This is a genomic window from Streptomyces sp. NPDC029164 (assembly GCF_055563995.1).
Map to the genome: position 1 here is coordinate 41,012 of NZ_JBVHWW010000012.1, position 21,728 is coordinate 62,739.

At 71.0% G+C, this 21,728-nt stretch carries 15 protein-coding genes; 11 read left to right on the plus strand and 4 right to left on the minus strand.

The genetic code is table 11. From position 1 onward, the window contains the following. Positions 1-275: 275 nt before the first annotated feature. The gene (locus ACZ4VT_RS13855; protein ID WP_467949289.1) at positions 276-1,481 is read right to left on the minus strand and encodes an amidohydrolase; all 1,206 of its coding nucleotides are present in this window, start codon (positions 1,479-1,481) and stop codon (positions 276-278) included. A 167-nt stretch (positions 1,482-1,648) separates the two neighbouring features. On the opposite strand from ACZ4VT_RS13855, the gene ACZ4VT_RS13860 reads away from it, so the two are divergent. Further along, positions 1,649-2,569, plus strand: coding sequence for an SDR family oxidoreductase (locus ACZ4VT_RS13860; protein WP_467949290.1), 921 nt, complete (start codon positions 1,649-1,651; stop codon positions 2,567-2,569). 322 nt (positions 2,570-2,891) lie between these two features. Here ACZ4VT_RS13860 and ACZ4VT_RS13865 read toward each other — a convergent pair whose 3' ends face one another. Together ACZ4VT_RS13865 and ACZ4VT_RS13870 are read right to left on the minus strand one after the other, a co-directional pair. Continuing rightward, positions 2,892-3,782, minus strand: a complete 891-nt coding sequence (locus ACZ4VT_RS13865) for an SDR family oxidoreductase (RefSeq protein ID WP_467949291.1) — start codon at positions 3,780-3,782, stop codon at positions 2,892-2,894. A gap of 170 nt (positions 3,783-3,952) precedes the next feature. Then, the gene (locus tag ACZ4VT_RS13870; protein WP_467949293.1) at positions 3,953-4,231 is read right to left on the minus strand and encodes a GlsB/YeaQ/YmgE family stress response membrane protein; all 279 of its coding nucleotides are present in this window, start codon (positions 4,229-4,231) and stop codon (positions 3,953-3,955) included. Positions 4,232-4,508: 277 nt separating this feature from the next. Here ACZ4VT_RS13870 and ACZ4VT_RS13875 point away from each other — a divergent pair, with 277 nt between their 5' ends. The 8 genes from ACZ4VT_RS13875 to ACZ4VT_RS13910 all read left to right on the plus strand — a co-directional run bounded on the left by ACZ4VT_RS13875 (position 4,509) and on the right by ACZ4VT_RS13910 (position 16,738). Next, a complete protein-coding gene (locus ACZ4VT_RS13875) occupies positions 4,509-5,063 on the plus strand; it encodes a cysteine hydrolase family protein (RefSeq protein ID WP_467949294.1) in 555 nt (184 codons plus the stop codon). Between the two features lie 241 nt (positions 5,064-5,304). Continuing rightward, on the plus strand, positions 5,305-5,547 hold the full coding sequence (locus ACZ4VT_RS13880; RefSeq protein WP_467949476.1) for a DUF5133 domain-containing protein: 243 nt from the start codon (positions 5,305-5,307) through the stop codon (positions 5,545-5,547). Between the two features lie 507 nt (positions 5,548-6,054). Beyond that, positions 6,055-7,836 carry an N-acetylglutaminylglutamine amidotransferase gene (locus ACZ4VT_RS13885; protein WP_467949296.1) on the plus strand — a complete coding sequence of 594 codons (1,782 nt, stop codon included), beginning with the start codon at positions 6,055-6,057 and terminating at the stop codon, positions 7,834-7,836. Between the two features lie 173 nt (positions 7,837-8,009). Continuing rightward, complete coding sequence (locus ACZ4VT_RS13890; protein WP_467949298.1) at positions 8,010-9,992, plus strand: S9 family peptidase; 1,983 nt, start codon at positions 8,010-8,012, stop codon at positions 9,990-9,992. Positions 9,993-10,035: 43 nt separating this feature from the next. Further along, positions 10,036-11,502 (plus strand): aminotransferase class I/II-fold pyridoxal phosphate-dependent enzyme, encoded by a 1,467-nt coding sequence (locus tag ACZ4VT_RS13895; RefSeq protein ID WP_467949300.1) that lies wholly within the window; start codon positions 10,036-10,038, stop codon positions 11,500-11,502. A 566-nt stretch (positions 11,503-12,068) separates the two neighbouring features. Beyond that, a complete protein-coding gene (locus tag ACZ4VT_RS13900; protein WP_467949302.1) occupies positions 12,069-12,806 on the plus strand; it encodes a GAF and ANTAR domain-containing protein in 738 nt (245 codons plus the stop codon). 316 nt (positions 12,807-13,122) lie between these two features. Beyond that, a complete protein-coding gene (locus tag ACZ4VT_RS13905; RefSeq protein ID WP_467949303.1) occupies positions 13,123-14,307 on the plus strand; it encodes a zinc-dependent alcohol dehydrogenase in 1,185 nt (394 codons plus the stop codon). Positions 14,308-14,497: 190 nt separating this feature from the next. Further along, on the plus strand, positions 14,498-16,738 hold the full coding sequence (locus ACZ4VT_RS13910; RefSeq protein ID WP_467949305.1) for a catalase: 2,241 nt from the start codon (positions 14,498-14,500) through the stop codon (positions 16,736-16,738). A 94-nt stretch (positions 16,739-16,832) separates the two neighbouring features. Here the strand turns inward: ACZ4VT_RS13910 and ACZ4VT_RS13915 are convergent, their stop codons facing one another. Then, positions 16,833-18,614 carry a PucR family transcriptional regulator gene (locus tag ACZ4VT_RS13915; RefSeq protein ID WP_467949307.1) on the minus strand — a complete coding sequence of 594 codons (1,782 nt, stop codon included), beginning with the start codon at positions 18,612-18,614 and terminating at the stop codon, positions 16,833-16,835. A 591-nt stretch (positions 18,615-19,205) separates the two neighbouring features. Between ACZ4VT_RS13915 and dnaK the strand changes: the two genes are divergently transcribed. Further along, positions 19,206-21,101, plus strand: a complete 1,896-nt coding sequence (gene dnaK, locus ACZ4VT_RS13920; protein WP_467949309.1) for a molecular chaperone DnaK — start codon at positions 19,206-19,208, stop codon at positions 21,099-21,101. Positions 21,102-21,110: 9 nt separating this feature from the next. Beyond that, complete coding sequence (locus tag ACZ4VT_RS13925) at positions 21,111-21,728, plus strand: nucleotide exchange factor GrpE (protein WP_467949311.1); 618 nt, start codon at positions 21,111-21,113, stop codon at positions 21,726-21,728.

Below are 21,728 nucleotides of genomic sequence, written 5' to 3' on the forward strand. Positions count from 1 at the left end.
GGTCATGGTGCGCGTACCCCGACCACGGCGCATCTCACGCAATTCGGACCAGGAGCTCTCGTCGCGAGGTCGGGCCCGTGCCGTTCCTTGCGGCACATGGGGAGATCGGGGTCCGATCGTCCCAGGGGACGTGTGCGGGCGCGTTACTCCGGGGCCTCTGCCAGGCTCGCCGTGTGCCCGCAGGGCAGTGGGTCGCGGCACACACGCGTACCGGTCGCACCGCCGTATCGGAGGAGGGGTAGCCGGTGACGGCACGAAGCGCCGCGGACCGGGCGTCAGAGGCCCGCCACCGCCTTCTCCCGCTGGCGGGCCCAGGCCCGGGCGGCGAATCCGGCGTCGGCGAGGACGTCGGCTGCCGTGCAGGCCAGGGCGTCGGCGGCCGCCAGCATCACCTCGCGCCCCCGTTCCGAGGCGGCGGCGCGCGCGAAGGCGGGGGTGTGGTCCGAGGCCTCGTCGCCCAGGATGGCGACGAACGGGTGGATGGCGGGGACGCGGCTGCTGACGTCGCCGATGTCGGACGATCCAAGGAACACCCCGCCGACGGGCTGGGTGAGTCGAATGCCCGAGCGTGCGAGATGCAGGCCGAACCGGTCCGAGAGGACGTCGTTGTCCCGGAAATGGGCGTAGCCCTTGCCCAGCCGGGTCACCTCCACCGTAGTGGCGGTCGCGGCCGCCACCCCTTCCGCCCAGGCGCCGATTTCGGCCACCAGCGCATCGAGGGCGGCGCTCGTGGCCGCACGCAGGCCGAACAGGCCTTCGGCGAAGACCGGCACGATGTTGGTCGCCCTGCCTCCGTCGGTGACGATCCCCTGGACGTGTGAGCCGGACGGCAACCGCCTGCTCATCACAGCGGCCGTGTTGAACAGCTGGATGAGGGCGGCCAGGGCGTCGATCCCGCGGGTGGGATCGCCCGTCGGATGTGCTGCCCGGCCGTGAAATCCCACCCGTACCTGCGTCTGCGCGGTCAGCGGCGCCCATGACCAGTCGTGCACGCCGGGATGGAACATCAGCGCCGCGTCCACACCGTCGAACACGCCGGCGTCGACCAGGGCGACCTTGCCCCCGCCCCGCTCCTCCGCCGGTGTCCCCACGGCGAGCACCGTGCCCTCGAACTCTTCCTCCAGGACGGCGTGCAACGCCAGTGCGGCACCCAGCCCGGCCGCGGCGATCAGATTGTGTCCGCATGCGTGCCCCAGGTCAGGCAGCGCGTCGTACTCCAACAGCAGTGCCACGCACCGCCCCCGCCCGCTTCCCGCGCGGGCCACGAAAGCCGTGGCGAGTCCGGCGGTCCCCGGCTCGACGGCGAATCCCGCCCGCCGGAGTTCGTCAGTGAGCAGCCGGGCCGCACGGTGCTCCTCGTAGGCGAGCTCGGGATCCGCGTGCAGGGCACGGCTGACGGCCCACAGATCGTCCGCCCGGCGGCCGCACTCCCGCCGCAGTCGCGCGTACAGCTCATCGGATGGATCGCGCACGTCGCCCATGTCGCCTCCTCGCAGCCCTGTGCCCGCTTCTGTCCAGCGGGCGGCCGATTACGCGCTTGTGCCGGGCGGTGAAGCCCTCGGTCTGCGGGTGACTGCTCAGCGGGCGCATCCTGGAAACAGGAGGACCGGACGACAGGGTTGCGGATGGGCGGTGGCGACACGTGGGCATGCGGAGGGACAGCCGGCCCCTGCGGGGCCGCACGGTCGTGGTGACCGGCGCGGCGCGCGGGCTGGGAGCGGCCCTGGCCCGGGCGTTGGACGACAGGGGTGCGCGACTGGCCCTCCTGGGACTGGAAGGAGCACGCCTCCAGGAGGTGGCCAGCTCATTGCGCAACGAATCGTCCTGCTGGGAGGTCGACGTGACCGACGATGCGGCCATGGCCGACACGGCCCGGCAGGTCCGCACCCGTCTGGGACCGGCGTCCGTAGTGGTGGGCAATGCGGGCGTGGCCGAAGGAGGCCCGTTCGCCGACTCGGATCCGCAGGTCTGGCGCCGTGTCATCGAGGTCAATCTGATCGGCAGTGCTGCGACAGCACGCTGCTTCCTGCCCGACCTCCTCGACACGCACGGTTACTACATGCAGGTCGCCTCCCTGGCGTCGATGGGGACGTCCCCCCTCATGAGCGCCTACTGTGCCTCCAAGGCGGGCGTCGAGTCCTTCGCGCACGCCCTGCGCGCGGAACTCGCCCACCGAGGTGTGGCAGTCGGCATCGCCTACATCAACTGGACCGACACGGACATGGTCCGGGACGCCGACCGCCATGCCGTCCTGCGCGAACTGCGCGCCCACATGCCGGCGCCCGCACGCAAGGTGTACCCGGCGGATCAGGTAGCCGACAGGCTGGCCACCGCCGCGGAACGACGGGCGACGTCCGTCTACATGCCCGCCTGGCTTCGTGCCGTCCAACCGGTACGGGCCTGTCTCCCGGCCGTCGTCACTCACATCGCCCGCACCGAACTGCCGCGCATCGAGCGTACGCAGCCCTTCGAAGCCACCGGTCTGCTGGGCGCCGGCGGCCACGCCGACGAACGCCGCGCTACCGCGCGGCGTTCGGAGCGGGGGAGCGCGGACGGACCCGGCGGGTAGACACGCGGTATGTCCCATGTCGGAGCAACTGAGCCCCCCGGGGGGCGGGGCCGGTCGTGAGACTCCGTACGAGTCGTCCAGATCGACCGGGCTGGACCCGTCGGCGCGCCGGGAGCGGATTCCGCTTCGTCGACTCCGAAGGCCACCGCATCGCCGCGTCCTCGTCGACGCCCGGACACTGCCGACCCCCGCGACAGGTTCCTGGCTGCCGCCCCGGCCGGACGTTCTGCGGCGGCGCCGCGGCGTGGTCGCGGCCGCGAACGGCGATCGCCCCCGACGAGTCGGATTTCGAGCCCGGCGCCCTTGCCGGGGCCGGTCCGGGTCAGGGCAGAGGTGTGCCACCGGTGGCGTTGACGATCTCTCCGGTGATGTAGCTCGCCTGGGGCGATGCCAGGAATACGTAGGCCGGCGCCATCTCGGCGGGCTGGGCGGGGCGGCCCAGGGGTGACTGCTCGCCGAACTTCGTCGCGTCGGGCATCGTCGCGGGGATCAGCGGCGTCCACACGGGCCCGGGTGCGACTGCGTTGACGCGGATGCCGCGCTCGGCGAGCATCTGGGCCAGCCCGTGGGTGAAGGAGATGATCGCCGACTTCGTCATCGCGTAGTCGAGGAGGTGCGGGCTCGGCTGGTACCCCTGCACCGAGGTGGTGTTGACGATCGAGCCGCCACGCGGCATGTGTGCGAGGGCCTTACGGGTCAGCCAGAACATCCCGTACAGGTTGGTCTTCATCACCCGGTCGAACTGCTCCGTGGTGATCGCCTCGATGCCGTCGGGCTGAGACATCTGGTAGGCGGCGTTGTTGACGAGGAGGTCGATGCGCCCGAGTTCGTGCACGGCCCGGTCGATCAGGGCCGCGCACTGCTCCTCGTCACGGATGTCACATGCGACAGGTACGGCCTTGCGGCCCGCCTCGCGGATCAGGCGCGCGGTCTCGGCCGCCTCGTCCGCCTCTTCGGGGAGGTGGGTGAAGACGACGTCCGCACCCTCGCGGGCGAACGCCAGGCAGACGGCCCTGCCGATGCCGGAATCGCCGCCGGTGACGACGGCCGCCCGGTCAAGCAGTACGTCGTGACCCTGGTAGGAGTCCTCGCCGTGGTCGGGTCGTGGCTCCATCCGCTCAGTGGAACCGGGATGGTCCTGCTCCTGGTCCGGAAAGGGAGGGCGAGGGTGAAGTGTCACCGGGTCGGGGAGCTGGGGCTCTTCCTGAGGCATGTGATCTCCGTCGGGGCCCTTCTCGGGCAGATGGGGGGTGTGACGTCACGGTCATGGTGTGCGCATCCCCATCGGCCCGCCATCTGACGGCGGCGGCCGGCCCTGCGCATCCGGCGTGGACGGCGTCCAAGGGGCGAGAGGCGTTCTACGCCGACACACCGCAGCCGCGATCAGGCATGCCGGTGAGAGCGCCGGCCTCCGATGACCAGGCGGTAAAGGGCCAGGAGTATGACGGAGCCGATGATGGCGGCGATCCAGGTGGAGAGGTCGAAGAAGCCGTCGATGGAATCGACACCGAAGATGACCTTGCCGAGCCAGCCGCCGAGAAGGCCTCCCGCGATACCGATGAGCATGGTGATGATGATGCCGCCCGGGTCCTTGCCCGGCATGATCGCCTTGGCGATGAGGCCGGCAAGCAGACCGATGAGAATCCACGCAATGATGCCCACGATGCGTCTCCTGCTTCTTGAGATAAGGCCAGGGTCACATCGCTTCTTCACGCGTCTCGCGCTCTCAAACGTGCGCCGCGGCCCCCGGGGGCCGCTGACCGGCCCGCGCTCACGAACGGTGGTGGACCTCGTGAGCACGTCCCATCGGCCCCACCACCCCGGATGACAGAGACTGGAACCAGCAGACGGATCGAACCTCGCGAGCCCGCGCCCACGGCGGTCCGCCGCCGACGGACGGTGACAGGCTGGACGGACGGGACGAAAGGCGGCGGCTTCCATGCCTCGCACAGCGCTCATCGTGATCGACATGCTCAACACCTACGCACACGAGGACGCCGAGGCCCTGGTCCCGTCCGTCCGTCAGGCGCTGCCCGGGGTCACGGGACTGTTGAAGCACGCCCGGGCCAGCGACTCGCCCGTCATCTATGTGAACGACAATTTCGGGGAGTGGCGCTCGCACCACGGGGAGATCCTGCGGGCTGCCCTCGACGGCCACCACAGCGACCTGGTGGAGCCGGTCGCGCCCGACGAGAACTCGCTCTTCGTCGTCAAGGCGCGGCACTCGATCTTCTACGAAACCCCTCTGGCCTACCTGTTGGGTCAACTGGGGACCGAGCGCCTGGTCCTGTGCGGGCAGGTGACCGAACAGTGCGTGATGTATTCGGCTCTGGATGCCCACATCCGGCACTTCGACGTCGTGGTAGCGGCTGACGCGGTCGCCCACATCGACGCCGACCTGGCCGAGGCGGCCCTGCGGATGATGCGTTGCAACATGTCCGCGGACATCTGCGCGGTGGACGACATCACCTTCGATGCCCGACGTGTGGAGTGAACAAGGCGGGTGACGGGCGTCGCTCGCCGTGAAGAGCCGCCGACCGCTGGAGCACCCTGCTGGACTGCCCGCCCCCCCACCCCGTGGGCACTGCTCTCGGCCTTCCCGCAATGTCACCGGGAAGCGGAGGTGTGTTTCGCGGCGACACCTGAGGTGCATGAGGCGCCCGTGCCGGGGCAGGCGGCGCATCGGGGCGGTAGGCACCCTGTGACTCCGACGTGTGTGAAGGAGCAAGATCGTGATGATGACTCACCCCGCGGTGCTGGCACGTCTGGTGGAGGAGTACGAGAGGGAGTCGGAGCTCCGGGCCTCCGGCCCCCACGGACCGGTGCGGCAACAGATGGAGGACGTGGTCTACACGCTGTGCGTATCGACAGGGACGCGCGACATAGACGCAGCGCTGGCCGCGGCGCGAGAGCGGCTGCATACCGCATGGCTCGGTGACGCCGATGACGCGGAGGCGGTGGCACGTGCGGCGGGGTGAGCGGGCCGCCGCCGCTCAGACGGCAGTGGCCAGGACGGCGTCGACGCTGACGACGTAGCGAAAGCGCCGCCGGGAACGGGTTTTGCCCCGCGGGGCCCTCAGCACCGAGCGCGAGCGCGGCCACCCGTTCCAGCTCGGGCCCATCGGCCCGGCGCCGGCGGGTAGGCAGGCGAGGGGAAGACGGCGTCACCCACCAAGCACGCCTACGACGGCCGGCCGCCGAGAGACGAATCCAAGCCCGTCGGCACCGCCCACACATCGACGGCCCGCATCGGCCCCCGCGTCCGCCCCCGCATCGGCAGTGCGGTCCTGGGGGGGCGAGGAAGAGCGACCGCTTAACGAGCGCTGGGGTGGGCAGGTGCCTCATATGTCGATCGCCTGCTTGGGCCGGCCTGCCCATCGTCGGCCGAAGGGGCGCGGGAGTGTAGTAATGGCGTACGTGACCAGGTGCTCCACGATCAGCGAGGCCCTGTGCCCCCGAGGTGCCGTGCATGCGGGGGGCTCCCCGTGTGCGGCTTGAGCGGGGAGGTGCGTTTCGACGGCCGGCGACCAGACCTCGCTGCCGTCGAACGCATGACCGATGTCTTGGAGTCGCGGGGACCGGACGGCAGAGGGTCGTGGTCGCAGGGCGCCGTGGCGCTCGGGCACCGGCGTCTGAAGATCATCGATCTTTCCGAGTGGGGCTCCCAGCCCATGACCGATGCGCAGCTGGGACTCACCGCGGTCTTCAACGGTTGCGTCTACAACTACCGTGAGCTGCGTGACCGCCTGGAAGGGCTCGGTCACCGCTTCTTCTCCCGCTCCGACACCGAGGTGGTCGTCAAGGCGTACGCCGAGTGGGGCTGGGAGGGCGTCGAGTCCCTCATCGGCATGTTCGCCTTCGCGGTGGTGGAACACCACACCGGCCGTGTCGTACTGGGCCGCGACCGACTGGGCATCAAGCCCCTGTACGTCACACAGGACAGCGACCGGCTGCGCTTCGCCTCCTCCCTGCCCGCGCTACTGGCGGGCGGGGGCGTCGACACGTCCCTCGACCCGGTGGCGCTGCACCAGTACCTGAGCTGGCACGGCACGGTCCCGGCGCCCCGCACCGTCCTGAACGGCGTACGGAAGCTGCCGCCGGCCACCGTCCGCGTCATCGAGCGGGACGGTACGCACCGCGACCACTGCTACTGGCAGCCGTCGTACACCCGGCACTCGGAGTTCGGCGAGGACCCGGCGCTCTGGCAGGAGGCGGTGCACGACGCGCTGCGCACGGCGGTGCGGCGGCGCACGGTCGCGGACGTCCCCGTGGGCGTCCTCCTGTCGGGCGGGCTGGACTCCAGCCTGATCGTGGCGCTGCTCGCCGAGGCGGGGCAGGAGGACATCGCGACCTTCGCGATGGGCTTCGAGGCGGAGAACGGGGAGGACGGAGACGAGTTCCGGTATTCGGACCTGATCGCGCGACGGTTCTCGACGGACCACCACCAGCTCATGATCCCCTCCGACCGGCTGCCGTCCGCGCTGGAAGCCGCGATCGGGGCCATGAGCGAGCCGATGGTGAGTCACGACGCCGTGGCGTTCCACATGCTGTCGGAACAGGTCTCCAAGGAGGTCAAGGTCGTGCTCTGCGGCCAGGGCGCGGACGAGGTGTTCGCCGGCTACCACTGGTACCCGCAGATCGCCTCGGCCGCCCGGCCGGATGCCGAGGGGGCTTACGCGGACGCGTACTTCGACCGGACGCACGCCGAACTCACCGCCATGCTGCACCCCGGCTTCGCCGCCGACCACGACGCCTCGATGGAGTTCGTCCGGGCGCACATGGCCGCACCGGGAGCGGAGACCGCCCTCGACGCGACCCTCCGCATGGACGTCCACGCGCTCATGCCCGACGACCCCGTCAAACGGGTCGACAACATGACGATGGCCTGGGGCCTGGAGGCGAGGGTGCCCTTCCTGGACCACGAGCTCGTCGAGCTGGCCGCGGCCTGCCCCCCGCAGCTCAAGCTCGCACAGGGCGGCAAGGCCGTGCTCAAGGACATCGGACGCGAGATCCTTCCCCTTGAAGTCGTCGACCGGCCGAAGGGCTACTTCCCGGTCCCCGCGGTCCGGCACATGGCGGAACCCGTGCTCGCTCGCGTACGCCACGCCCTCACGGCTTCGGAAGCACGCCGGCGCGGCATCTTCGACCAGCGCATGGTCCACGAGCTGCTCGAGGCACCCAACCGCCATCGCACCAGACGCGGGGCCAACACCCTCTGGCAGATGGCGTCGTTGGAAATCTGGCTGCAGACGCACGGAATCAAGTGAGCGGTCGGCCTGAAGCGGAAGCCCGGGAGAGGCGGCCCATGCCCCTGGACCACACGAGACCCCTGAGGCGCACGCACGAAACGCCCCGCGGGCCGGCCGGTCGCCCCGATGCCGGAGGGTTCCCGGCAGAAGACCCGCTGCCCGGTCCGGCGCCGGCCCCGGCGCCGGTTCGGATGCCCGGCCATCGCGGCGTCGACCCGCCGACCCTCCTGGCCGCTCATGGATGCTGGTACCCGTCGGCCGACCCGACGGGCGAGCGCGTGGCGTTCATCTGCGACAGGGCCGGGGTCCCCCAGCTGTGGAGCGGGCCCGCCCGGGGGACGGAGGTGCACGTGCTGGACGGCGACCCCGACCCGGTGACCGAGGTGTCCTGGTCGCCGGACGGGCGCTGGATCGCCTACACCTCGGCGCCGGGGGGCGGGGAGCACACCCGGGTGCTGGTGGTGCGCCCGGACGGCACCGGGCGTCAGGTGCTCGCGGGCGCGGAGCCGGGGAGTTCGGCCCACCTCGGGTGCTGGACGCGTGACGGCACCGCCCTCGCCGTCACGGTCGTCCAGCCCTCCCCGGCGCGCTCGGAGCACGCCGGACCGGGACACCTGCTGCCGGAAGCGGAGGGTGCGTCGCCGGCCGGGGGAAGGACAGCGACCGCGGCGTCGCCCGAAAGCGACGGCCCCGCCCTCGGCCCGGCCCGGAGCGGCGGGCTGGCGGCCTACCTGCTCGACCCGGACGCGGCAACCGCGCCGGTTCTGCTGTTCGGCGAGGAGGGAGCTCCCTCCTTGCGCGTGTGCGACATGAGCGCGGACGGTCGCTTCGCGCTCCTGCGCCGCGGCCCGCGCGGCCGCCGGGAGGCCCTCGTACGCGACACGGCCGCGGGCCGCACCACCTTCGCGCTGCACGTCGCCGACGGGGACCCCTGGACCGGCCGGTTCTCCGCCGACGCGCGCACGCTATGGCTGCGCAGCGACGCGGAACGGGAGTTCGCGGCCCTGCTGAGGGTACGGCTGGACGAGGAGGGCAGGTCCCGGGGGCTGTCCGTCGCCGTCGAGCGGGAGCAGTCCGCCCTCGATCTGCTGAGCGTGCCCGACCACGGCCGGTGGGCCGTGCTCGCCTGGAACGCGCACGGCGCGACCGAGCTAGAGACCGTGGGGCTCACCCCCGACCATACGGTCGGCGACTTCGGACCGCGCCACCATCCCGTCCTGCCCCACGAGGTGGTGACCCGGATCGCGCCCGTGGAGCGCGGCGGGCTGTTCGCCGCCCTGTCGGGATCCCGGCGCAGGCCCGGCATCTGGGAACTGGACGAGGCCCTCGTCCCCGCGCGCACCGGCTGGTCGGCGCGGGACGAGGACGCGGTCCCGCCGGGGCGGCCTCCCGTACGCCCGGTTCCCCTGCGCTGCGAGGCCCGGGACGGGCTCACACTCGGTGGCTGGTACTACCGTGCGCCGGACCAGAACCCGGGCCGGCCGGCCCCGTGCGTCATCCACCTCCACGGCGGACCGGAGGAACAGGAACGGCCCGTGTTCGATCCGCTCTACCACGAACTCCTCGGCCGGGGCCTGGACGTGTTCGCCCCCGACGTCCGCGGCTCGTCCGGCCGGGGCCGGTCCTTCGTGGACGCCGACCTCGGCGCCGGCCGGTTCGCGGCGATCGACGACGTCGCCGACTGCGCCGCACACGTGGTCTCGCTCGGCTACGCCGACCCGCTGAGGCTCGGGGTGATGGGCCGCTCGTACGGCGGCTACCTCACCATGGCCTCCCTCGTGTGGCATCCGGACCTCTTCCGGGCCGGGGTCGCGGTCTGCGGAATGTCCGACTTCGGCACCTTCTTCGCCGGTACGGAGCCGTGGATCGCGCAATCCGCGGCCGCCAAGTACGGGCACCCCGAACACGACCGGGAACTGCTGCGCTCCCTGTCCCCGATGAGCCGCATCGATCAGCTGCGCGCCCCGGTGCTGGCCGTCCACGGGGAGCACGACACCAACGTGCCGCCGACGGAATCGGAGCAGTTCGTCCGCGCGGCGCGCGACCGCGGCGTGCCGGCACGGCAGCTGACGCTACGCAACGAGGGCCACGAATTCCTGCGGGCGGACAACCGGCGGCTCTACCGGCGCGCTGCCGCGGACTGGCTGGAGCGGCATCTCGGTCCGGCCCCGTGACGATGTCCGTTTTTCGCCGACGGTCTCGGGGCAGGCGCGAGGCATGAACCAGTCGAAAGCGCCGGTACTCGATGCGTTGGCCGCCTACCACGAGAGCGGGCAGACGCCGTTCACGCCTCCGGGCCACAAACAGGGACGGGGCGCCGACCCCAGGGTGCGGGCCGTGCTCGGCGAAGCGGTGTTCCGGTCCGATGTGCTCGCCACCAGCGGCCTGGACGACCGTACGTCGTCCCACGGCGTCCTGGAGGAAGCACAGGCACTGATGGCGGACGCCGTCGGGGCGGACCACGCGTTCTTCTCCACCTGCGGCAGCTCCCTGTCGGTGAAGTCGGCCATGCTGTCGGTCGCCGGTCCGCACGAGAAGCTGCTGGTGGGACGGGACGCGCACAAATCGGTGGTGTCGGGACTGATCCTCTCGGGCATCCGGCCCGTCTGGGTGGACCCACAGTGGGATGCCGAGCGTCATCTCGCCCATCCGCCGACCGCCGAGGACTTCGAGGCCGCCTTCGCGGAGCACCCCGACGCCCGCGGCGCGCTCGTGACCACACCCACCCCCTACGGCACCTGCTCGGACCTGGCCGCCATCGCCGAGGTCTGTCACCGCCGGCACCGACCCCTGATCGTCGACGAGGCGTGGGGAGCCCACCTGCCCTTCCACCCGGACCTGCCGACCTGGGCCATGGACGCCGGGGCCGACGTGTGCGTCACCTCCGTCCACAAGATGGGCTCCGGACTGGAACAGAGCTCCGTCTTCCACCTACAGGGCGACCTGGTCAAACCGGAGGTGCTCAAGAGCCGTGAGGACCTGCTGGGAACCACCAGCCCGTCCTCGCTCGTCTATGCGGCGCTGGACGGCTGGCGCAGGCAAATGGTCCAGCACGGCGAGGCCCTCTACGACCACGCACTCACCCTCGCTCAGAAGACGCGTGAGCGGATTTCCCGCATCGACGGCATGCACGTGCATGGCCGCGACGACTTCTGCGGGCCGGGCCGGGCGGCGGACATGGACCCCCTGCAGATCATCATCGACATCAGCGCGTGGGAGGTCACCGGCTACCGCGCCGCCGACTGGCTGCGGGACAAGCACCGCATCAACCTCCACATCGCCGACCACCGCCGCATCAGCGCGCAGCTCACCCACGCCGACGACAGCGACACGGCCGAACTGCTTCTGACGGCTCTGACCGACCTGGCCGCGCATGCCGCGGAGCTCCGCACCGGACAGCCCGTGAAGGTCCCGTCGCCGTCGCGGCTGAGGCTGGAGCAGGCCGCGCTGCCCCGCGACGCCTTCTTCGGTCCCGCCGAGCAGGTGCCGTGGGAGAAGGCCGAAGGCCGTATCGCCGCCGAAATGCTGACCCCCTACCCGCCGGGCATTCCCGCGGCCCTGCCCGGCGAACGCCTCACCGCAGACGTCCTGCGCTACCTGCGGACCGGGGTCGAAGCCGGCATGGTCGTGCCGGACGCGGTCGACACGGAGGTCATGAGCGTCCGCGTGCTCCGCGAAGAGTGACCACGGTGCGGAGCGGGAGGGCTTCGCCTTGCTGCCCGCTCCGGAGGGGTGGCGGGCGGCAGGACCGCGGGGCGGGTGGGGTGCGGTCGCTGTCCTCGACACCCACCTCGACGCACCCGTCCTGCACCTCAAGGGCCGGCCGGTACGGACCGGGGGCGTAGGCGCGGGACGGCTCGACCCGCCAGGCCTCGGCCCCGGGGTGCACGCAGGCAGGAGGAACGTCCGGCGTCGTGGTGCCTTCGGCCGCCGCGAGGGAGGAGGATGGAGGAAGCGGGCTGCGGCAGGAGGTGGAGCACCGTGGAATCGGTCCCCCCGGAGAACGAGCAACGGGTCGTGGCTGAACGCGGCCGAGAGCGATCATGAGGAGGTTCACCAGACCACTGGAATGATCATGGTGCATCCAGGGGTCGATCCCCCCGATGCACTGGCCCGCCTGAGGGCCCACGCCTTCTCCCACGGAAAATCCGTGACGGATGCGGCTTTCGACGTGATCGCCGGGAGAATCAGGTTCCATGATGAGGCCCGCCCCCACCGGTGGGTTGGAGCAGTGAAACGGTGACACCGGCATGACCACCACTCGAGAGCAGCAGCTTACCGAGGCGTTCGTCGCGCTCAGCGACACCCTCGGCGTCGACGTCGATCCCCTTGTCCTACTCGGACGCCTCGTCCACCACAGCGTCGCCCTGACCCCCGTCGACGCGGCCGGCGTCATGCTCGCCAACAGCCGCGGCGGCCTGCGCTCCGCGATCACGACCGAGCACGCCGCCGAGCTCACCGAGATCTGGCAGTCCGAGGTGAAGCAGGGGCCGTGCATCGAGGCCTTCACCACCGGCAACGTGGTCCACGCCCCCGAACTGGCGTCGCAGCACAATCGCTGGCCCGACTTCACGCCGCTCGCCCGGGCGGCCGGATACGAAAGCGCCCACGCCCTGCCCCTGCGCCATCGCGGGCAGACCATCGGCGCGCTCAACCTCCTGGCCCGCCACCCCACCGCCCTCACCGACGCGGACACCACCCTCCTACGGGCCCTCGCCGACGTCGCCACCACCGCCGTGTTGGCCTGGGACCGCCAACCGCTGCGACCCGAGGACGTCACCACGCGCACCCAGACGGCCCTGACGGGGAAAGCGATCTTCGACACCGCCAGTGGCATGCTCGCCGCCACCGCCGACATCACCCCCGCCGAAGGAGCGAGCCGGCTCCACGGCTACGCCCGCAGCCACCACCTGCGCCCCACCGATGTCGCCGACCAGCTCGTACGCCGCACCCTCGACCTTCACACCGTCCTGGCGGCACGCGCTTGACCCCCGGCGGGGCTGCGGGAGCCCCGCTACCAGCGCCAGGCCGGAGGCTTACGGAGGCGCACCGGGTCCTGTCCCCTGTCCCGGGGAGGCCGAAAGCATGACCCTGAGACCCGCCCGGGCCGGTTCCCACACCGTGCGGAGGCCGCACCGATGCGCTGTCGCTCCGCCGGTCACCCGCTGTGCTGAATCGGGCACGCCGGAGGGAAAATCCCCACAGTCCGGTTCGCCGGGCGAGCGCAGGGCACGCGCACGGTGGGGGGCACAGCCACAGCAGCGACCGATAGAAGCGAAGCAGCACCGTCTGCGAGGAGGCGTCATGCGGGCACTCACCTGGCACGGGAAGCGGGACGTACGCGTCGACACCGTGCCCGACCCCACGATCCGCGACCGCGACGACGTGATCGTCAAGATCACGACCACTGGTCTCTGCGGCTCGGACCTGCACCTCTACGAGGTTCTCGGTGCGTTTCTCGACGCCGGCGACATCCTGGGCCACGAACCCATGGGCATCGTCGAGGAGGTGGGACCGGACGTCACTTCTCTGAAGCCGGGGGACCGAGTGGTGATCCCCTTCAACATCTCGTGCGGAACGTGCTTCATGTGCGACCAGGGGCTGCAGTCCCAGTGCGAGACGACACAGGTCCACGAGCACGGCACAGGCGCGTCGCTCTTCGGTTACACGAAGCTCTATGGCCAGGTCCCGGGCGGGCAGGCCCAGTACCTGCGCGTCCCGTTCGGGAACTCTCTTCCGATCCGGGTTCCTGACGGGCCGCCGGACGACCGCTTCGTCTACCTGTCCGACGTGCTGCCCACGGCCTGGCAGGCCGTCGAGTACGCTGCCGTTCCCGAGGGTGGCAGTGTCGCCGTCCTGGGCCTGGGGCCCATCGGCGACATGAGCTGCCGTATCGCCGCTCACCGCGGCGCCGGCACGGTCATCGGTATCGATCTCGTTCCCGAACGCCTGGAGCGGGCCCGCCGGCGCGGCATCCACACCCTCGACATCCGGGAGTGCGGCGAGAGCCTGACGGACGCCGTCCGAGCGCTCACGGGAGGACGGGGCCCCGACGCCGTCATCGACGCCGTCGGCATGGAGGCCCACGGCAGCCGTATCGCCGCAGCCGCGCAGGGCATCACCACCCTCCTGCCGGACTCCCTGGCCGCGGCCATGATGAAGCGTGCAGGAGTCGACCGGCTGTCCGCGCTCCACACCGCCATTGACCTCGTCCGACGCGGCGGCACGATCTCGGTGTCCGGGGTCTACGGCGGTGCGGCCGATCCACTGCCCCTGCTGACCATGTTCGACAAGCAGCTCACGCTGCGCATGGGGCAGGCCAACGTCTGGCGCTGGGTCGACGACATCCTCCCCCTGCTCACCGACGGGGATCCCCTCGGCGCCGAGGACTTCGCCACGCACCGGCTGCCGCTCGAACAGGCGCCGGACGCGTACGCGATGTTCCAGAAGAAGCAGGACGGCGCCGTCAAGGTCCTCTTCACCCCTTGATCCGACAGGTCGCGGCCGCCCGCGGTGATGCGTCGCCGTTTCACTCCGACGGACGGGCAGGCGATCAGGCCGGCAGGCAGATGCCCGGAACGCCGCTGAGGCGGGTGAGAAGCACCTGGCCTCCGTTTGGGAGCGGGTGCCTCCCGGTCATGGCTAGAACGTACAGCAGCCCGTCCCCTGGAGACATGCGATGACCACGAAGCACAGCCCTGCCGCCCCGGAGCCGGACGAGAACGGCGTGCCGGGCAAGCCGGGACCGGTATCACCGGCCGTGGCCGAGCCGACGCAGCCCTCCGAGCCCCTCCCGCCGAAAGCGGACCAGGAAGGGCCGGAGACCGTGAGCCCCACCGGGCAGGCCACCGGGGCGGAGCAGGCGCGGATGGCGCAGAGCGGTGCCTATCTCACCACCGCCCAAGGGGCACGGCTCCACGACACCGACCATTCGCTGAAGGCCGGAGCGCGGGGGCCGGTTCTACTGCAGGACCACCATCTGCGCGAGAAGATCACGCACTTCGACCACGAGCGGATCCCGGAACGGGTGGTCCATGCGCGCGGCGCCGCCGCCCACGGGGTCTTCCAGGGGTACGGAACCGCAGGCGAAGTGACGCGTGCCGCCTTCCTCGCGAAGGACGTGGAGACGCCCGTGTTCGTCAGGTTCTCCACCGTGCTCGGTTCACGCGGCTCGGCCGACACGGTGCGCGACACCCGCGGGTTCGCGACGAAGTTTTACACCGAGGAAGGCACATTCGACCTGGTCGGCAACAACATCCCGGTCTTCTTCATTCAGGACGCCGTCAAGTTCCCCGACATCATCCACGCCGGCAAACCGCATCCCGACCGGGAGATCCCGCAGGCGCAGAGCGCCCACGACACCTTCTGGGACTTCGTCTCGCTCCACACCGAAGCCACGCACCACACCCTGTGGAACATGTCCGACCGCGGCATCCCGCGGTCCTACCGGATGATGGAGGGCTTCGGCGTCCATACGTTCCGCCTGGTCAACGCGGCCGACGAAAGCGTGCTGGTGAAATTCCACTGGAAGCCCAAGCTGGGCGTGCACTCCCTGGTCTGGGAGGAAGCGCAGCTGATCAACGGGATGGACCCCGACTTCCACCGCCGTGACCTCTTCGACGCCATCGAATCCGGCGCCTTCCCGCAGTGGGAGCTCGGCATCCAGGTCTTCCCCGACACCCCGGACCAGACCTTCGAAGGCATCGACCTCCTCGACCCGACGAAGATCGTCCCTGAGGAGCTCGCGCCGGTCCAGCCGATCGGGCTCATGACCCTGAACGCGAACGCCAAGAACTACTTCGCCGAGACCGAGCAAGTCGCCTTCCACCCGGGACACTTGGTCCCGGGCATCGACGTCACCGACGACCCGCTGCTCGCAGGACGGCTCTTCTCCTACCTCGATACGCAGATCAGCCGACTCGGCGGCCCCAACTTCGGGCAGATCCCGATCAACCGGCCGCACGCGCCCGTCAACGACATGCTCCGCGACGGCATGCACCAGACCGCTGTCCACACCGGGGTCGCCCCCTATCACCCCAACAGCCTCGATGGCGGCTGCCCCTTCTTCGCCGGAGCCGACATGGGCGCCTTCATCGAAACGCCGGTGAAGGTTCCGGCGGCGAGCAAGGTCCGTGAGGCACCCGCCTCGTTCTCGGACCACTTCTCCCAACCGCGGCTGTTCTGGCTCAGCATGACGCCGCCCGAGCGTGAGCACATCATCGCCGCGTACACCTTCGAACTGAACAAGTGCTACGAGCAGGCCATCAAGGAACGCACCCTCCAGGTCCTCGCGAACATCGACCCGCAGTTGTGCGAACAGGTCGCCACCGGTCTCGGACTGCCGGCCCCCGCGGCCACCGAGCCGCTCGCCGAGTCCGACCCCAGCCCGGCCCTCTCCCAAATGGGCGGCACCTGGCCGACCGACGGCCGCGTCATCGGCATCATCGCCGATCCGGAGGCCGACCTGGACGGTGTACGGGCCGCCCGGCAAGCCATCCTCGACGCCGGCATGGTGCCCCTCGTCATCGCCCCGACCGGCGGCACCCTCGACCCCGACGGCGCTCCGATCACCATCCAGCGGACCTACGCCACCGCCCGCTCCACCGAATTCGACGCCGTCCTGCTCGCCGGCGTCCCCGCGGCAGGGGCGGACGCGTACGGCGCCCGCGACGCCAAGGCCGGCACCGCCCGGCCGCCGCGAGCCGTCGATCCGCGCGTGCTCCTGCTCGTCACCGAGGCGTACCGGCACGGCAAGGCCATCGGCGGCTGGAACGGCGCGGGCCGGCTCCTCGAGACCGCCGGCATCACAGCCGGCGACCCGGGTATCGCCCTGGGCGAGGACGGCGCAGCCGTCGTGGAGACCATGACCGCAGCCCTGGCCGAGCACCGGGCCTGGGACAGGTTCCCGCCCGCCGTCTGAGGGGCCAGAACGCCGGGAAACAACGGGAACGGGCCCACCGCGACGTGGCTGCGGTGGGCCCGATCTCTGGCGCCGCTCGCGCGACAGCGGGGCGTCAGCCGGGTCCGCCCAGCGCGATCTTCCACACTCGGGTCGCCACCTGGAGGTTGAGCCGGTCTTCGACGTTCGCGAGGTCGTTGCCGCTGATGTCGCGGATGCGCTGGAGGCGATAGCGCAGCGTGCTGCGGTGGATCGCGAGGGATTCGGCGGTCTCGTCGTAGTTGCCCCCGCAGTCGAAGTACCGGGACAGGGTCTCCACCATGGCCGCGTGGTGCCGGGAGTCGTAGTCGATGAGCTGCCCGAGCCACTCGTGGACGAACGTCTCCAGCTCCCGGTAATCGTTGCCAGGTCCCAGGATCCGGTAGAGGCCGAGCTCGTCGAAAAAGGTCGTGCCGTAGCGCTCGCGGGAGTGGCGGCGCACTTCCATCGCGCGCTGCGCCTCCTGGTAGCGGTGGGGGATGTCGTCCAGCGATTCGCACGGGGCGCTCACCCCGATCGTCCCGGACCGTGTCCCGGTCTCCAGGGCGAGCGCCTCGTACAGGGCGCGGGCGTGCGGTCTGTCGTCGGCGACCAGGACCACGTGGTCGGAACGTCGGGTCAGCAGCGAGCGCATGCCCACGGCAGAGGCCGCCCGGCCCACGGTCTGCGCGAAGGAATCGTCCGTCGTCCGGTTCGACCACTGCACCACGATGATGTAGTGGCTGCGGTGCAGGTCGTGTCCGACTGCCTCGGACCGGGCGTAGGCGCTCGCCTCGTCCGTCCCTGCCAGGAGGTCGTCGACCAGCTCGCGGTGCAGCCTCAGCTCCACTTCGGCCAGATTGCGCAGGTGTGCCAGCTCCAGGGCGAGCGACGTGGCGGCGTGTTCCAGCGCGAGTACGGTGTGTTCGTCGGTCTGGCCCCGGGCGTCGACCAGGGCGAGAACGCCCAGGATCTCGCCGTGCGGGCGGACCAGAGTGATCAGCCGGTCCTTGATCCGTACCGGTCCGACCTCCCGGGCAACGGCGTGCAGCATTGCGTCCTGGCGCACGGGGTCCGGTTCCGGATAGGGGTCGGGGCGGCTGGGGCCGGTCCAGGACCTCAGCCGACCGAAGCGGTCCTCGACCAGCGCGGGGAGTCCAGTGAACTCGTGCAGTGCGCGGGTGATGGCTTCCTCGCCGCCGCCCGAGGCAGCGACGTCGGCCATGAGCGCGTGAACGGCCCGCTGGTACCCCAGCTCGGCCACGACGGAGATCAGCTGCCGCTGGAGGGCTGTTCGTTCCTCCCTCAGCCGGTGCATCTTCAGCGCGTCCTCGCGTTGGCGGCGGTGCATGAAGGCGACCGACAGAGCAGCAGCGGTGTGCCGGACGAGCGTGGCGAGCAGGGATCGCTCGGCCACGGTGGGCCGGGATCGGGACGTCACCACGAGGTAGCCGTGGAGTCTCTCAAGTCCGCGCAGCCCCAGGGCCCGGCCCCAGGGCCGGCCGGGTACGGTCACGGGGCCGTCTTGCCCGGCCAACTCCCGCACCCTCCGGTCCACGGCCAGGGCAGGGATCTGCCCGTCCCTCGGGCTGGGGACCAGCTCGCCGTCCACCCGCAGGTATCCGGCCTCGGCACTGTACGGCCCTGCGGCGGTTATGTGGTCCATGGCCAGGCGCAGGATCTCGGCTTCGTCCCGGGTGTCGAGCAGGGCACAGGAGAGCACCATCAGTTCGTGGGGGGCATGGTCTCCCGGGGTGGGAACGGGTGGGCGGGGCCCACTCCGCGCGGCTGTGGACTGCCGTCCGGCCCTGCCCCGTGGAAGGCTGCCCTCCCGGTCGGAGCGGCGGAGGTACGGGTTGTGCGCTCGGCTGCCGGCCATGGGATCACTCCACTCTCGCCGAGGTTCTCCCCGAGCCGGCGGGGTACACGTTCCCGGCCGTTCCCGGCCCAGCCAGCCGGCCAGGGGAGTACCCCTTCTCCGGGCCCTCAGAGAGGTGACGGTGACCCTTCCTGTACGCCTCCCCTATCAACGTACCCGGGATGTCCGGAGTCCTCGTGTCGTGCTCGCAGGGCGAGGGACGCCGTTGTTCTTTGACCTGTCGGGGGCAGGCGTATCGCTGCTCGGTGCGCCAGTCTGGGACGTGCCGGGGGGCCGTCGTCCGCACCGACAGGAAGGACCGGACGACGACCGAGCAGCCTCGCAGGAAGCCGAACGCGCCGTCGACCACCTCTCGGACCAGGGATTCCCGGTGCGCTGATCGGCTGGCTGTTCGGCCGGAGCCGCAGGACTTCGCCTCCGTCCCCCGGGCGCAGCCCAGCCGGTACGACGTCGTCGTGGACGAAGCGGTCGACGAGGCCGTACGGCTGCTCGGCGGGCTGCGGACTACCGGTGCCGGCGGGCGTCCCGCCCATACCTGAACGATCGGATCCGCAGTGTCGGCGCATGCCGCCGCACGGGGAGGAGTTCCTCATGGCCAAGGCAGTGGGCATCGATCTGGGCACCACGAACTCGGTGATCGCCGTGTGGGAGGGCGGCGAGCCGTCCGTCGTGCCCAACAGCGAGGGCAACCGTACGACGCCGTCCGTGGTGGCCTTCACCGATACCGGCGAGCGCCTGGTGGGCCAGCTGGCCCGGCGCCAGGCGATCCTCAACCCCAAGGGCACCATCTACTCGGCCAAGCGGTTCATCGGCCGGCACTTCGACGAGATCTCCGAGGAGGCCAGGGCGGTGGCGTACGACGTCGTCGAGGGCGACGGCGGGGCGGCCCGCTTCAAGGTGCGCGACAAGCTGTATGCGCCTGAGGAGATCAGCGCCCAGGTGCTGCGCAAACTCGCCGACGACGCCTCCAAGCAGCTGGGGGAGCGGGTCACGGAGGCGGTCATCACGGTGCCCGCCTACTTCAACGACGCTCAGCGCACCGCCACCAAGGACGCCGGACGGATCGCGGGTCTGGAGGTGCTGCGGATCATCAACGAGCCGACCGCGGCGGCCCTCGCGTACGGCATGGACAAGAAGGAGCACGAGACGGTGCTGGTCTTCGACCTGGGCGGCGGCACCTTCGACGTGAGCATCCTCGACGTCGGCGACGGCGTGGTGGAGGTGCGGTCCACCGCCGGCGACAGTCACCTGGGCGGTGACGACTTCGACCGGCGCCTGGTGGATTACCTCGCGGACGACTTCCAGAAGGAGAACGGCATCGATCTGCGCAAGGACCCGCAGGCGCTGCAACGCCTGTTCGAGGCGGCGGAGAAGGCCAAGACCGAGCTGAGTTCGGTGACGCAGACGCAGGTCAGCCTGCCGTTCGTCACCGCCGACGCTTCGGGCCCCAAGCACCTCACCGACTCGATCATGCGGTCCACGTTCGAGCAGATCACCGGCGACCTGGTGGAGCGGTGCCTGGGACCGGTCCAGCAGGCCATGGCCGACGCCAAGGTCGGCGAGAGCGACATCGACGAGGTCATTCTCGTCGGCGGCTCCACCCGCATCCCTGCCGTACAGGCCCTCGTGCGCCGGCTGACCGGCGGCAAGGAACCCAATATGAGCGTCAACCCCGATGAGGTCGTGGCCCTGGGCGCCGCGATCCAGGCCGGGGTGCTCAAGGGCGAGGTCAAGGACGTCCTGCTGCTCGACGTCACGCCCCTCTCGCTGGGCGTGGAGACGCGCGGCGGCGTGATGACGAAGATCATCGAGCGGAACACCACCATCCCGGTGCGCCGCTCCGAGACCTTCTCCACTGCCGAGGACAACCAGCCGGCCGTCGATGTGGTGGTCCTCCAGGGGGAGCGGGAGCGCGCCGCGGACAACCGGGTGCTCGGCCGGTTCCAGCTCACCGACATCCGGCCGGCGCCGCGGGGCGAACCGCAGATCGAGGTCACCTTCGACGTCGACGCCAACGGCATTCTCGAGGTCAAGGCCCGCGACCGGGACACCGGCAAGGAACAGGGCATCACCATCAGCGAGAGCTCCAACCTGGACCGCGGCGAGGTCGAACGCATGGTCCAGGAGGCCGAGAGCAACCGGGGCCAGGACCAGGCGCTGCGCGAGGCCGTCGACGCCCGCAACGAGCTCGACGCCGTCGCGTACCAGGTCGAGAAGCGCCTCGCCGAACTGGGCGACGCAGCCCCCGCGCACGAGAAGGCACGCGCCGAAATGCTCGTGTCGGATGCCCGGGCGGCGGTCAAGGAGGAGGCGGGCGCGGAGCGGGTGCGGCCCCTGACCTCCGAACTCCAGCAGGTGCTGGCAGGGCTGGTGGCGCATCAGGGCGGTGCCGCCACGGGAGGTCCCGGCCAGGACACCACCGGGGGCGGCGCGACAGGCGGTGGCGGTGACGACGACGTCATCGACGCCGAGTTCGACAAGGACTGAGGAACCGCCATGCCGATCCACCCCAGGGAACCCGACCCCGCCGCCCCGGACCAGGCCGGCCCGGCTCCGCAGGGCGCCGTACGCCCTCCCCGCGGCGATCTTCCGCCCTCGGGCCCGCCGGCCGGGCCGGGGTCTGCCACGGACGAGGAACCCGGCCCCGACGCGGCCGGCGGCCCCGCACCCTCCGAGGACGAGTACACGACCGCGATCCGGGAACTGGAGGACCGCTGGCGGCGCGCGCTCGCCGACCTCGACAACCTCCGCAAGCGTCACGCCAGGGAACTGGAGCGCGAGCGGATGGTCGAGCGGTCCCGGACGGCCGCCGCCTTCCTGCCCGTCCTGGACAACCTCGAACTCGCCCTGACCCATGCGGGAGCCGACCCCGGCGCGATCGTGGAGGGCGTCCGGGCGGTCCGCGACCAGGCGGTGAACGTCCTCGAACTGCTCGGCTTCCCGCGGCACGCGGAGACCGGCATCGCCTTCGACCCGGCCCGGCACGAGGTGGTCGCCGTCGTCCAGGACCCCGACGCGGAACCGGGCACCGTCGTCGAGGTGCTGCGCCCGGGCTACGGAGACGGCGAACGGCAGCTCAGGCCCGCCGCCGTGACGGTCGCGAAGCGGGAGTGA

Excerpts from the sequence above, each read along its gene's own strand:
- ACZ4VT_RS13855 (WP_467949289.1), bottom strand. The coding sequence starts at position 1,481 with ATGGGCGACGTGCGCGATCCATCCGATGAGCTGTACGCGCGACTGCGG.
- ACZ4VT_RS13860 (WP_467949290.1), top strand. The coding sequence starts at position 1,649 with ATGCGGAGGGACAGCCGGCCCCTGCGGGGCCGCACGGTCGTGGTGACC.
- ACZ4VT_RS13865 (WP_467949291.1), bottom strand. The coding sequence starts at position 3,782 with ATGCCTCAGGAAGAGCCCCAGCTCCCCGACCCGGTGACACTTCACCCT.
- ACZ4VT_RS13875 (WP_467949294.1), top strand. The coding sequence starts at position 4,509 with ATGCCTCGCACAGCGCTCATCGTGATCGACATGCTCAACACCTACGCA.
- ACZ4VT_RS13880 (WP_467949476.1), top strand. The coding sequence starts at position 5,305 with ATGATGACTCACCCCGCGGTGCTGGCACGTCTGGTGGAGGAGTACGAG.
- ACZ4VT_RS13890 (WP_467949298.1), top strand. The coding sequence starts at position 8,010 with ATGCCCGGCCATCGCGGCGTCGACCCGCCGACCCTCCTGGCCGCTCAT.
- ACZ4VT_RS13895 (WP_467949300.1), top strand. The coding sequence starts at position 10,036 with ATGAACCAGTCGAAAGCGCCGGTACTCGATGCGTTGGCCGCCTACCAC.
- ACZ4VT_RS13900 (WP_467949302.1), top strand. The coding sequence starts at position 12,069 with ATGACCACCACTCGAGAGCAGCAGCTTACCGAGGCGTTCGTCGCGCTC.
- ACZ4VT_RS13905 (WP_467949303.1), top strand. The coding sequence starts at position 13,123 with ATGCGGGCACTCACCTGGCACGGGAAGCGGGACGTACGCGTCGACACC.
- ACZ4VT_RS13910 (WP_467949305.1), top strand. The coding sequence starts at position 14,498 with ATGACCACGAAGCACAGCCCTGCCGCCCCGGAGCCGGACGAGAACGGC.
- ACZ4VT_RS13915 (WP_467949307.1), bottom strand. The coding sequence starts at position 18,614 with ATGGCCGGCAGCCGAGCGCACAACCCGTACCTCCGCCGCTCCGACCGG.
- dnaK (WP_467949309.1), top strand. The coding sequence starts at position 19,206 with ATGGCCAAGGCAGTGGGCATCGATCTGGGCACCACGAACTCGGTGATC.
- ACZ4VT_RS13925 (WP_467949311.1), top strand. The coding sequence starts at position 21,111 with ATGCCGATCCACCCCAGGGAACCCGACCCCGCCGCCCCGGACCAGGCC.